Below are 12,414 nucleotides of genomic sequence, written 5' to 3'. Positions count from 1 at the left end.
GAATGCTCATGACCGTCTTGAAGATGACCGACCTCGATCTGCAAGGTAAACGTGTACTGATCCGCGAAGACCTCAATGTCCCGGTAAAGGACGGCGTTGTCAGCAGTGATGCACGTATTCTTGCTTCGCTGCCGACCATCAGGCTGGCATTGGAAAAAGGCGCGGCCGTCATGGTCTGCTCGCACCTGGGCCGTCCGACCGAGGGCGAATTTTCTGCCGAAAACAGCCTGAAACCGGTTGCCGACTATCTGAGCAAGGCGCTGGGTCGTGACGTTCCGCTGGTGGCGGATTATCTGGACGGTGTCGACGTGAAGGCAGGAGATGTCGTCCTGTTCGAGAACGTTCGCTTCAACAAGGGCGAGAAAAAGAACGCCGACGAGCTGGCGCAGAAATATGCGGCACTGTGCGACGTGTTCGTGATGGACGCTTTCGGCACCGCTCACCGCGCAGAGGGTTCCACTCACGGCGTAGCCAGATTTGCCAAGGTTGCCGCTGCCGGTCCGTTGCTGGCTGCAGAGCTTGAAGCGCTGGGCAAGGCTCTGGGCGCGCCGGCCCAGCCAATGACCGCCATCGTTGCCGGTTCCAAGGTCTCTACCAAGCTGGACGTACTCAACAGCCTGAGCGGGATCTGCAATCAGTTGATCGTAGGCGGCGGCATTGCCAACACCTTCCTGGCTGCCGCTGGTCACAAGGTCGGCAAATCGCTGTATGAACCTGATCTGCTCGACACTGCACGTTCCATCGCTGCCAAGGTCAGCGTGCCATTGCCGACCGATGTCGTGGTCGCCAAGGAGTTCGCCGAGAGCGCTGCCGCTACCGTCAAACTGATCGGTGAGGTTGCCGAGGACGACATGATTCTCGATATCGGCCCGCAAACTGCTGCGCATTTCGCCGAATTACTGAAATCTTCCGGGACTATCCTGTGGAACGGTCCGGTCGGCGTGTTCGAGTTCGATCAGTTCGGTGAAGGCACCAGGACGCTAGCCAAAGCCATCGCCGAAAGCCAGGCGTTTTCCATCGCGGGCGGTGGCGACACGCTGGCGGCCATCGACAAGTACGGTGTTGCACAACAGATTTCCTACATTTCGACCGGTGGCGGTGCGTTCCTCGAGTTCGTGGAAGGCAAGGTTCTGCCAGCGGTGGAAGTGCTCGAACAACGCGCCAAGGCTTGAATGAAAGCTTTGGACAAGGAGTGGTCAATGGTCAGGGCGTTACCGTGGTTTCTCATCGCAGGTTTACTGGCCGGTTGCGCGGGCAAGCCTGTGGCTGAAGAGGTGGAGAGCGACTCCCCGACCCAACCGCTCCAGTTGAGTTGCTATCAGGCGGGCTGGCAGGCCGAAACCGTGCCTGTGGTTTACAAGCGCGGTGGCCCGGAGGTGTGGGATCGTTATGAATTCATGCCCAGAACAGGCAACGTAGGGTGTCTGTGAGTCAGGTCTGAAACCCGTTGGCAACATTGACGGGCTTCGGCGGTCTTTAAAGAGTGGATATATTTCCGGGAAAGGAGTTTCGCCATGAAGATCGCTGCCCTGGCTCTGATGAGCTGCGTTGTACTGGCTGGTTGTACCGGTTCTGGTTCGCGTGCCAAGACCTGTCAGATATTCAGCCCGGCCTCCGTGAATGTGCCGACGACCGAGAACAGTCAGCGGGTCGAAGCACATGTCACCGGCGAGCCGGCCGACGACCGTAAACAGGAACAGAACTGCCCCTGAGCGTTGAAATGACCGGCATATGCCGTATTTCGCAGGGCAGCCAGGAGACGTAATGAAAGGCGTGATTGCCCTCGGGGTTTTGGCAGTGCTCGGCGGTTGTTCAAGCATGAGCACACCGCAACAGAATGACCCGTGGAATCGTTGGGTGTGTGACAGCAATGCAGAGGTCAACTGGCGTTACATCGATTCGGCCAAAAAGGAAGTCGATGTGCGTCTGAATCAGAGCGATCAGGTGTTCAGGCTCAAGGCTGAACCCGGCGCTGCCAGCGGAACGCTTTACAGCAACAACGTGTTGGCATTCGTCAACAAGGGTAGCGAAGGCCTGATCTACTGGGACGCTACCAACGATCTGATCGGTCGCGGCTGCAAGGCCAGATAATTCGGATCTCGAGCACACACGCACGGCCTTCGTGGCTGAGCTTATAACTTGAATGGCAGCCGCCACTACGGCAGGCTTGCTCGATTAACGACCCTACCGGGAGAGAGACAGACAATGGCACTTATCAGCATGCGCCAGATGTTGGACCACGCAGCCGAATTCGGCTATGGCGTTCCAGCTTTCAACGTAAACAACCTGGAACAGATGCGCGCCATTATGGAAGCGGCCGACAAGACCGACTCCCCGGTGATCGTCCAGGCTTCTGCCGGTGCCCGCAAATACGCCGGCGCGCCGTTCCTGCGTCACCTGATCCTCGCCGCCATCGAAGAGTTTCCGCACATCCCGGTGGTCATGCACCAGGACCACGGCACCAGCCCTGACATCTGCCAACGCTCGATCCAGCTGGGCTTCAGCTCGGTCATGATGGACGGTTCGTTGCGCGAAGACGGCAAGTCTCCGGCCGACTATGACTACAACGTCGATGTTACCCGTCGCGTCGTATCCTTTGCTCACGCCTGCGGCGTTTCTGTGGAAGGTGAGCTGGGCGTGCTGGGTTCGCTGGAAACCGGTATGGCCGGTGAAGAAGACGGCGTTGGTGCGGAAGGTGTTCTGGATCACAGCCAGATGCTCACCGACCCTGAAGAAGCCGCTGACTTCGTCAAGCGTACCCAGGTCGATGCTCTGGCCATCGCTATCGGCACCAGCCACGGTGCTTACAAGTTCACCAAGCCGCCTACCGGCGACATCCTGGCGATCGAGCGCATCAAAGAGATTCACAAGCGAATCCCGAACACTCACCTGGTGATGCACGGTTCTTCTTCCGTTCCGCAGGAATGGCTGAAGATCATCAACGAGTTCGGCGGCGACATCAAAGAAACCTACGGTGTGCCGGTCGAAGAAATCGTCGAAGGCATCAAGCACGGCGTGCGCAAGGTCAACATCGATACCGACCTGCGCCTAGCGTCCACCGGTGCAATCCGCGAATTCATGGCCAAAAACCCGAGCGAGTTCGACCCGCGCAAATACCTGGCCAAGACTGTCGTGGCCATGCGTGATGTGTGTATCGCGCGTTACGAAGCGTTTGGCACTGCCGGCAACGCCTCGAAGATCAAACCGATCTCCCTGGACGCCATGTTCGAGCGCTACGCGCGTGGCGAACTGGATGCCAAGGTCAATTGAGTTGACCAGGCACTGAAGAAACCCGCAGAAATGCGGGTTTTTTTATGTCAGGTCAGAAGTAACTGCGCGGCGAATGAATGTGACGCGGAGCGTCACGAACTGCATTCCCACGCTGGAGCGTGAGGAACGATAATCCCCGCTATCGTGCAGACGCCCTGCGTCCTCTCTTGCAGCGCTTAAACACTCTTCATCATCCCCGCACACGCCGCCTTGTACGCCTCGTGCTGGTACTTGTTCAGCGTGTCGGGCAGGGCGAAGGTGTGTTTCTTGTTCTGCGCATTGACGGTCTGCGGTGAGATCAGCACCACGTTGCAATCGGACATCAGTTGAAAGATGGTTTCGATCTTGAAGGTGGTCGGGCCGCCAGCGAATTCGCCTTTCTTGCTGCGCTTCTTGATAACCACATGGCTGATGCCGTTTTCACGCACGAAACCGGCAAGTTGCGTGGAGAAGGCTTTGACGTTGGCGGCCTCGTCATCGTCCTCCAGTGCAAGCTTCTTCGTGGCGAGCGGCAAGTGCTCGATGTCGCCATTACGTCGAGTGGCGAGGGCGAAGATGGCTTCGCTGCCTTTGATTTCTACACCGCAAATAATCATGAGAAAACCTGATGAGCTCGTTCATAAAAGAGGCAGGTTATCTCATCGTAGACGTTATTCCTGCGCTATCGACTCCAGATACTCCGAGCGTTCATCGCTCATGCGCGCAATGCAGTCATTCTCACTGATGGTGAATGCCTTGCTGCCCGCAGCAGAGGGAAATACCTCGACGGCGCAATCGGCATCACGCAGCTTCTCCCAGGCTTGCTGGGCAGTCTTGAGTTTGCTGGTAAAGTCGTTGAACTGAGTCTTGTTGGCGACGAACTGGGACTGAACCCGTTTGAGCAGATTGTCGAAGTTTTCCTTGAGCAACTGCTCGGCCGTAGTGCGGCTGTAAACCGAACATTCCAGTGTCTGCTTGTCGTCCTCTACACCGTCGCACGGCGATGCATCCGGATTCTGAGCTGCATGCGCGCCTGTCACGGCTGTCGTCATCAGGGCCAGGGTCAGGAAAAACGTTTTCATCGAGTCGCTCCGATCCATTGATAGGCTGGATTCTGTCTCAAGCGCGAGACAATGAACAGGTTTACGACACCGCAAGACGATGCGCCGCCACCCTTTGTCGCATCTTGACGCTTTCGGCAAACCCCCTGTCGTTTTTGCACCCGGTTCTCCCGACCCTCCGGCATATGCTGACCCCATTAGCGCCGACAGCCGATTCGGTGCGCCAGAATCAAAAAGGGGACAGCCTGATGAGCCCAGCCGAATTGCACGCCGACAGCATCGTTATTGACGGGCTGATCATCGCCAAGTGGAATCGCGAGCTGTTTGAAGACATGCGCAAGGGCGGCCTGACCATGGCCAACTGCACCGTGTCGGTATGGGAAGGCTTTCAGGCCACCATCAACAGCATCTGCACCAGCCAGAAGCTGATGCGTGAAAACAGCGATCTGGTCATGCCGGTGCACACCACCGCCGACATTCGCAAGGCCAAGGAACTGGGCAAGACCGGGATCCTCTTCGGCTTTCAGAATGCACATGCTTATGAAGACCAGATCGGCTACGTCGAGATCTTCAAGAAGCTGGGCGTTGGCATCGTGCAGATGTGCTACAACACCCAGAATCTGGTGGGCACCGGCTGCTATGAGCGTGACGGCGGATTGTCGGGTTTCGGCCGTGAAATCGTTGCTGAAATGAACCGGGTCGGGGTGATGTGCGACTTGTCCCACGTCGGTTCGAAAACCTCGGAAGAGGTCATTCTCGAATCGAAAAAGCCGGTCTGCTATTCCCACTGTCTGCCGTCCGGCCTCAAGGAACATCCGCGCAACAAGTCCGACGCCGAGTTGAAGTTCATTGCCGACCACGGCGGTTTTGTGGGGGTGACCATGTTCGCGCCATTTCTGGCCAAGGGCATCGAATCGACCATCGACGATTACGCCGAAGCCATCGAATACGTGATGAACATCGTAGGTGAGGACGCTATCGGCATTGGTACTGACTTCACCCAAGGCCACGGCCAGGATTTTTTCGAATACCTGACCCACGACAAGGGCTATGCCCGTCGCCTGACCAACTTCGGCAAAATCATCAACCCGCTGGGCATCCGCACCGTGGGCGAATTTCCCAATCTGACTGAAACGCTGCTCAAACGGGGTCATCCCGAACGCGTGGTGCGCAAGATCATGGGTGAGAACTGGGTCAACGTTCTGGCCGACGTCTGGGGCGAATAACCCGCCAGCCATACCTTATCGAATTGAACCCCCACGGCTCTTGAGGCGGTGGGTGTAACCCGAATCATCTGGAGTTTGACCCCATGGCTAAAATCGCCCCGCAACTGCCCATCGAAGTCGACAGCGAAACCGGCGTCTGGACCTCCGATGCGTTGCCGATGCTGTATGTGCCCCGACATTTCTTCGTCAACAACCACATGGGGATCGAAGAGGTTCTGGGCGCTGATGCCTACGCCGACATCCTCTACAAGGCAGGTTACAAATCAGCCTGGCACTGGTGCGAAAAGGAAGCTGAATGCCACGGCCTGCAAGGCGTAGCCGTGTTCGAACACTACATGAAGCGTCTTTCGCAGCGTGGCTGGGGACTGTTCAGCATTCAGGACATCGATATCGAGAAAGGCACTGCCAGCGTGAAGCTGGAGCACTCCTGCTTCGTGTATGTCTACGGCAAGGTCGGGCGCAAGGTCGATTACATGTTCACCGGCTGGTTCGCCGGGGCGATGGATCAGATCCTTGCAGCCAGTGGCAGCTCGATTCGCACGGTTGCCGAGCAGGTCTACGGTGGCTCCGAAGAAGGTCATGACGACGGACTGTTTGTCGTCAAGCCGCTGTAAATCGAGGATCGCGTTATGGCTTTCGAAGCGATGTTCCAGCCGATCCAGATCGGCAAGCTCACTATCCGCAATCGCGTGCTCAGCACCGCGCACGCCGAGGTGTACGCCACCGACGGCGGCATGACCACGGATCGTTATGTGAAGTATTACGAGGAGAAAGCCAAGGGCGGCATCGGTCTGGCCATTTGCGGCGGCTCTTCAAGCGTTGCCATCGACAGCCCGCAAGGCTGGTGGAAGTCGGTCAACCTGGCGACCGACAGAATCATCCCGCATTTCCAGAACCTTGCCGATGCCATGCACAAGCATGGCGCCAAGATCATGATCCAGATAACCCACATGGGTCGTCGCTCGCGCTGGGATGGCGATCACTGGCCTACCCTGATGTCGCCATCCGGCATTCGCGAGCCGGTTCACCGGGCGACCTGCAAGACCATCGAGCCGGAGGAAATCTGGCGCGTGATCGGCAACTATGCCAGCGCTGCGGCCCGCGCCAAGGCCGGTGGCCTGGACGGCGTCGAATTGTCGGCGGTGCACCAGCACATGATCGACCAGTTCTGGAGCCCGCGGGTCAACAAGCGTACCGATGAGTGGGGCGGCAGTTTCGAGAACCGCATGCGCTTCGGTCTGGAAGTCATCAAGGCAGTGCGCAAGGAGGTCGGCCCCGACTTCTGTGTAGGGCTGCGCATCTGCGGCGACGAGTTCCACCCTGATGGTTTGAGCCACGAGGACATGAAGCAGATCGCCAGGTATTACGACGAGACCGGCATGATCGACTTCATCGGTGTGGTGGGCTCGGGTTGCGACACTCACAACACCCTGGCCAACGTCATTCCGAACATGAGTTATCCACCGGAGCCGTTCCTGCATCTGGCGGCCGGGATCAAGGAAGTGGTCAAGGCTCCTGTGCTCCACGCGCAGAACATCAAGGACCCGAATCAGGCAACGCGGATTCTGGAAGGCGGCTATGTCGATATGGTCGGCATGACCCGCGCGCACATTGCCGACCCGCACCTGATCGCCAAGATCAAGATGGGGCAGATCGATCAGATCAAGCAGTGCGTCGGTGCCAACTACTGCATCGACCGTCAGTATCAAGGGCTGGACGTGCTCTGTATCCAGAACGCCGCCACCTCCCGCGAATACATGGGCGTGCCGCACATCATCGAAAAATCCGCCGGGCCGAAGCGCAAGGTCGTGGTGGTCGGTGCCGGTCCTGCCGGGATGGAAGCTGCACGGGTGTCTGCCGAACGCGGGCATGACGTAACCCTGTTCGAAAAGAAGGACTTCATCGGCGGGCAGATCACTACCGCGTCGAAGGCACCACAGCGCGACCAGATCGCGGGCATTACGCGCTGGTTCCAACTGGAGCTGGCGCGCCTGAAGGTCGATCTGCGTCTGGGGACCGCAGCCGATGCTGCAACCATCCTCGACCTGCGTCCGGACATCGTGGTGCTGGCGGTAGGCGGACATCCGTTTCTGGAGCAGAACGAACACTGGGGCGCGGCAGAAGGGTTGGTGGTCAGCAGTTGGGATGTGCTGGATGGCAACGTTGCGCCGGGCAAGAACGTGCTGGTCTACGACACGATCTGCGAATTCACCGGCATGTCGGTAGCCGATTTCCTGGCCGACAAAGGCAGCCAGGTCGAGATCGTCACCGACGATATCAAGCCGGGCGTGGCGATTGGCGGTACCTCGTTCCCGACCTACTACCGCAGCATGTACCCCAAGGAAGTGATCATGACCGGCGACATGATGCTGGAAAAGGTCTATCGCGAGGGCGACAAGCTGGTGGCGGTGCTGGAAAACGAATACACCGGTGCCAGGGAAGAGCGAGTGGTCGATCAGGTGGTAGTGGAAAACGGTGTGCGTCCTGACGAGGCGATCTACTACGCGCTCAAGGAAGGATCGCGCAACAAGGGCCAGATCGACATCGACGCGCTGTTCGCCATTCAGCCACAGCCTTCGTTGAGCCAGCCGGGTGACGGTTACTTGCTGTTTCGTATCGGCGATTGCGTGGCGCAGCGTAATACCCACGCGGCGATCTATGACGGCTTGCGGCTGTGCAAGGATTTTTGACGGCAGTTCAGGTTCTTGACTCCAAGCGGCCAGTAAAAGCCTTCTCAGTGCTTTTTCTGGCGGCTTGAAGCCTGCAGCTCGCGTCTTGAGGGCAACTCAATGCTAGACACCCTTCTTCCGATCCTGCTGTTCAGCGCCATGGCCCTTGCGGCGCTGGGTGCCTGGCGTCGGGTAACCCTGTGGCGCAACGGTCGGCCTTCTAAAGTCGATTTGCTCGGCGGGCTGCTGGCCATGCCCAAACGCTATATGGTCGATCTGCACCACGTGGTTGCGCGTGACAAATACATTGCCAATACCCACGTTGCCACAGCAGGCGGCGCGGTAGCTTCGATTGTGCTGGCGATTCTGGTGCACGGTTTCGGTCTGCATAATCGCGTGCTCGGCTATGCGTTGCTGCTGATGACGGCGGTGATGTTTGTCGGCGCGGTGTTTGTCTATTGCCGTCGTCTCAATCCGCCTGCGCGTCTGTCGAAGGGGCCGTGGATGCGCCTGCCGAAAAGCCTCATGGCGTTTTCCGCAAGTTTTTTTCTGGTCACCTTGCCGGTCGCCGGGTTTCTCCCGGAGCACTTCGGCGGATGGCTGGTGGTCGCGGTCCTCGGGCTTGGCGTTTTGTGGGGCGTGAGCGAGCTGTTTTTTGGCATGACCTGGGGCGGCCCGATGAAGCACGCTTTCGCCGGAGCCTTGCACCTGGCCTGGCACCGTCGTGCCGAGCGCTTCGGTGGCGGACGCTCCACCGGGCTGAAGCCGCTGGACCTGAATGATCGCACTGCGCCACTGGGCGTGGAAAAACCCAAGGACTTCACCTGGAATCAGCTGCTGGGTTTCGATGCCTGCGTGCAGTGCGGCAAATGCGAAGCGGCCTGCCCGGCGTTTGCGGCAGGCCAGCCGCTGAACCCCAAGAAGCTGATCCAGGACATGGTGGTCGGCCTTGCCGGTGGCACCGATGCAACATTTGCCGGCAGTCCGTATCCATCGCTGGACGGCAAAGGCAAGCCGCTGGGCGAGCATGGTGGCAATCCGCATCAGCCCATCGTCAACGGGCTGGTGGACGCCGAAACGCTGTGGTCCTGCACCACGTGCCGTGCCTGCGTCGAAGAGTGCCCGATGATGATCGAGCACGTCGATGCCATCGTCGACATGCGCCGTCACCTGACCCTCGAAAAGGGCGCGACGCCGAACAAGGGTGCCGAAGTGCTGGACAACCTGATCGCCACCGACAACCCCGGCGGTTTCGCACCGGGCGGACGAATGAACTGGGCGGCCGATCTGAACCTGAACCTGCTCAGTGAAAGAAAGACTGTGGACGTATTGTTCTGGGTGGGCGATGGCGCATTCGACATGCGCAATCAACGAACCTTGCGCGCCTTCGTCAAAGTCCTCACGGCGGCCAGGATAGATTTCGCCGTATTGGGCCTCGAAGAGCGCGACAGCGGTGATGTAGCGAGGCGTCTGGGTGATGAGGCAACCTTTCAGATGCTTGCCCGACGTAACATTCAAACCCTGGCAAATTACCGTTTCCAACGCATCGTCACCTGCGACCCGCACAGTTTTCATGTGCTGAAAAACGAATACGGCGCGTTTGGCGGCGACTATCAGGTGCAGCATCACAGCACCTTCATGGCCGAGCTGGTGCGCAGCGGCGCTTTGAAGCTGGGCCAGCACAAAGGCACCAGCGTGACTTATCACGACCCCTGTTACCTGGGCCGCTACAACGGCGAATACGAGGCTCCCCGTGAAGTGCTGCGTGCACTGGGGATCGAGATCAGGGAAATGCAGCGCTCGGGTTTTCGTTCCCGCTGCTGTGGCGGCGGTGGCGGCGCGCCCATTACGGATATCCCCGGCAAACAGCGGATTCCCGACATGCGCATGGACGACATCCGTGAAACTGCTGCCGAGCTGGTGGCTGTAGGTTGTCCACAGTGCACGGCGATGCTTGAAGGCGTTGTCGAACCGCGACCGCTGATCAAGGACATCGCTGAACTGGTAGCCGATGCGTTGGTTGCGGAAGTTATCCCCAGCCCGTCCGTTCCCGCCAGACGTGAACCTGCGGAGGTAAATTGATGAGTGACGTAATCCGCCGTGACCCTCGCGCCGAATGGATCGCCCGCAATCGACTGCACCCGCTGCACGCGGCCATGCAACCTGCACAAACTACCTGGATGGGACCGAATGGCCTTATGCGCAAGAACGTGCATGGCCTTGGGTTCATCGGCCCCGGCGGAATCAAGCGCATCGACCGCAGCGGCGCGCAGCAGGGCGGGGCGGTCAAGCGTTCGGCGACCGCAGCTGTGCAATTGCCGCTGCATATCATCAGTGAGCCGGCATTTTATATCAGTGTGGTTCCCGACATGGTCGGCGGCCGCCTGAGCAGCCACGATCGCGATCTGCTAGGGCTTGCGCGTCAGTTGGCGGGGGCCGAGGGGGCTGTGCTGGTGATCGTGTTCGGCGAGCATAAAGAAACTGGATTCGACACGGCCGGGGTGGATCGCCTGCTGATAATCAACGGCACCGAGTTCGACGGTTATTCACCGGAGCAACGCGTACAGGGCCTGCGCGCTGTGGATAACCAGTTCAGCCCGCGCCATTGGCTGCTGCCGGACAGCCGTACCGGCGGTGGCGAACTGGGAAGACGTTTTGCCGCGAGCATTGGCGAGCGACCCGCGACGCGGGTCTGGCAGGTCAAGGATCAGCTGTGCATAAGCCGCGCAGGTGCAGGCCGCGAAGACCTGATTCGGCCTGTCGCACGCTTGATTCTGGCTGCTGTGGAATGCGCCGAACCGGTCAGCGAAACTCGCCACGAGGTTGTGTCCGTGGAGTTATCCACACGTGTGGCGCGTAGCCTGCCGCGTATCGAGGATCTGGGTGCTGTAGCCGTCGATCCTGGAGTTATCCCCATGGCCGAAGCCGAATTTATCCTGTCCGGCGGTAACGGTGTCAGGGACTGGGACCTTTTTCATCGCGCCGCTGCGGTTCTCGGCGCTACGGAGGGTGCGTCCCGGGTAGCGGTAGACGATGGGTTCATGGGCCGCGAACGTCAGGTCGGTGCCAGTGGCACCTGGGTCACGGCAAGGGTTTATGTCGCGATCGGTATCTCCGGGGCCATTCAGCACCTGCAAGGTATCGGTGCCTGTGACAAGGTCATTGCGATCAATCTGGATGCGGGGTGCGACATGATCAAGCGCGCTGATCTTTCGGTCATCGGTGAGGGTGCCGAGATCCTCACCGCGTTGATCGCAGCGGTTGAAGCCTGGCGTAGCGGGGAGAAACGTGATGCGGCTTGAACCCGGGAATTTATCTGTGGATAAACCTGCGTTGCAGATCATCAGTCTGGTGTCTATTGGGGCGCACCCGACATCAGGTCGCGCACGTCGCGCCGAACAGGATGCACGCGCTGTCGAGCTGGGCCTGCAACTGGCTGGGGATAACTTGCAGGTGTTGCACGCCGGTAATCCAGAAGAGCCAGCATTACGGGCTTATCTGGGAATGGGCTTGAGTGAGCTGCATGTGCTGGAGCAGCCGGACGGTGCCGATGCGCTGGTCGCTTTGACGGACTATATCCGTGGTTCTGCCGCACAGGTGGTGTTGAGCGGCAGCCAGGCGGAAACGGGAGAAGGATCGGGCATGTTGCCGTTTTTGCTGGCTGAAAGGCTGGGCTGGCCACTGGTAACTGGCCTGGCTGAAGTCGAGTCGCTGAATAATGGCACCGCCCTGGTGCTGCAGGCTCTGCCTCGTGGCCAGCGTCGTCGCCTTCAGGTTCGTCTGCCGTTTATAGCCACTGTGGATAACGCGGCTCCCAAACCCCGGCAAAGTGCATTCGGGCCTGCGCAACGTGGAGGGCTGGCCGTAGACAAGCCAGAGGTAATCATGGATGACTTGTTCACAGCCCAATCGCTACAGCCCGCCAAACCGCGACCCAAGCGTCTCAAGGTGATCAAGGCCAAGAGCGGTGCAGAACGTATGAAAGCGGCTACCGCCAAAGCCAGCGCGGGGACAGGGCTTGTGCTGAAGGGCTTGTCGTCCGAGGAAAGTGCAGCGGCGATCCTGAAGCTACTGGTCGATGAGGGTGTGGTGCGGTGAAACAGCAGACTTACACACATTATGTGTGCGTGCAGTTGTGGATAACGTGTTTGCTGATCGCTCGACCCCGGGAATTACGTGGCTTTGAAGGCGGTGATCATAAAATGATCA

Annotated in this window: 13 protein-coding genes; 11 read left to right on the top strand and 2 right to left on the bottom strand. The window is 59.0% G+C overall.

Annotated features, from left to right (window positions below; all coding sequences use genetic code 11):
- The first annotated feature begins 8 nt into the window (after nucleotides 1-8).
- The 5 genes from MME58_RS24465 (at nucleotide 9) to fba (ending at nucleotide 3,270) form a co-directional block, all read left to right on the top strand.
- The gene (locus tag MME58_RS24465) at nucleotides 9-1,172 is read left to right on the top strand and encodes a phosphoglycerate kinase (RefSeq protein WP_055006027.1); all 1,164 of its coding nucleotides are present in this window, start codon (nucleotides 9-11) and stop codon (nucleotides 1,170-1,172) included.
- Between the two features lie 27 nt (nucleotides 1,173-1,199).
- On the top strand, nucleotides 1,200-1,430 hold the full coding sequence (locus MME58_RS24460; RefSeq protein WP_054988731.1) for a putative periplasmic lipoprotein: 231 nt from the start codon (nucleotides 1,200-1,202) through the stop codon (nucleotides 1,428-1,430).
- Nucleotides 1,431-1,514: 84 nt separating this feature from the next.
- A complete protein-coding gene (locus tag MME58_RS24455) occupies nucleotides 1,515-1,712 on the top strand; it encodes a hypothetical protein (RefSeq protein ID WP_054988732.1) in 198 nt (65 codons plus the stop codon).
- 52 nt (nucleotides 1,713-1,764) lie between these two features.
- A complete protein-coding gene (locus MME58_RS24450; protein WP_054988733.1) occupies nucleotides 1,765-2,091 on the top strand; it encodes an MliC family protein in 327 nt (108 codons plus the stop codon).
- 114 nt (nucleotides 2,092-2,205) lie between these two features.
- Nucleotides 2,206-3,270 (top strand): class II fructose-bisphosphate aldolase, encoded by a 1,065-nt coding sequence (fba, locus tag MME58_RS24445; protein WP_003372623.1) that lies wholly within the window; start codon nucleotides 2,206-2,208, stop codon nucleotides 3,268-3,270.
- A 176-nt stretch (nucleotides 3,271-3,446) separates the two neighbouring features.
- Here the strand turns inward: fba and MME58_RS24440 are convergent, their stop codons facing one another.
- On the bottom strand, nucleotides 3,447-3,866 hold the full coding sequence (locus MME58_RS24440; protein WP_055006026.1) for a DUF3010 family protein: 420 nt from the start codon (nucleotides 3,864-3,866) through the stop codon (nucleotides 3,447-3,449).
- A gap of 54 nt (nucleotides 3,867-3,920) precedes the next feature.
- Complete coding sequence (locus MME58_RS24435; protein ID WP_054988734.1) at nucleotides 3,921-4,331, bottom strand: lysozyme inhibitor LprI family protein; 411 nt, start codon at nucleotides 4,329-4,331, stop codon at nucleotides 3,921-3,923.
- A gap of 227 nt (nucleotides 4,332-4,558) precedes the next feature.
- On the opposite strand from MME58_RS24435, the gene MME58_RS24430 reads away from it, so the two are divergent.
- From MME58_RS24430 to etfB, 6 genes are all read left to right on the top strand, one after another.
- The gene (locus MME58_RS24430) at nucleotides 4,559-5,536 is read left to right on the top strand and encodes a dipeptidase (RefSeq protein ID WP_004880223.1); all 978 of its coding nucleotides are present in this window, start codon (nucleotides 4,559-4,561) and stop codon (nucleotides 5,534-5,536) included.
- 83 nt (nucleotides 5,537-5,619) lie between these two features.
- Complete coding sequence (locus tag MME58_RS24425) at nucleotides 5,620-6,150, top strand: DUF5943 domain-containing protein (RefSeq protein ID WP_054988735.1); 531 nt, start codon at nucleotides 5,620-5,622, stop codon at nucleotides 6,148-6,150.
- Nucleotides 6,151-6,165: 15 nt separating this feature from the next.
- Nucleotides 6,166-8,226 carry a dimethylglycine demethylation protein DgcA gene (gene dgcA, locus MME58_RS24420; RefSeq protein WP_054988736.1) on the top strand — a complete coding sequence of 687 codons (2,061 nt, stop codon included), beginning with the start codon at nucleotides 6,166-6,168 and terminating at the stop codon, nucleotides 8,224-8,226.
- A gap of 99 nt (nucleotides 8,227-8,325) precedes the next feature.
- Nucleotides 8,326-10,287 (top strand): dimethylglycine demethylation protein DgcB, encoded by a 1,962-nt coding sequence (gene dgcB / locus MME58_RS24415; RefSeq protein WP_054988737.1) that lies wholly within the window; start codon nucleotides 8,326-8,328, stop codon nucleotides 10,285-10,287.
- A complete protein-coding gene (etfA, locus tag MME58_RS24410; protein WP_054988738.1) occupies nucleotides 10,287-11,507 on the top strand; it encodes an electron transfer flavoprotein subunit alpha in 1,221 nt (406 codons plus the stop codon). Before dgcB ends, etfA begins: the two co-directional genes overlap by 1 nt.
- Nucleotides 11,497-12,303 carry an electron transfer flavoprotein subunit beta gene (etfB, locus tag MME58_RS24405; protein ID WP_054988739.1) on the top strand — a complete coding sequence of 269 codons (807 nt, stop codon included), beginning with the start codon at nucleotides 11,497-11,499 and terminating at the stop codon, nucleotides 12,301-12,303. The genes etfA and etfB overlap by 11 nt, the downstream gene beginning before the upstream one ends.
- Nucleotides 12,304-12,414 lie beyond the last annotated feature (111 nt).

Origin of the sequence: Pseudomonas syringae pv. tagetis (assembly GCF_022557255.1) — a bacterium.
GTDB classification, from domain to species: domain Bacteria; phylum Pseudomonadota; class Gammaproteobacteria; order Pseudomonadales; family Pseudomonadaceae; genus Aquipseudomonas; species Aquipseudomonas caricapapayae.
This window is presented reverse-complemented; position numbering and strand designations above follow the sequence as displayed.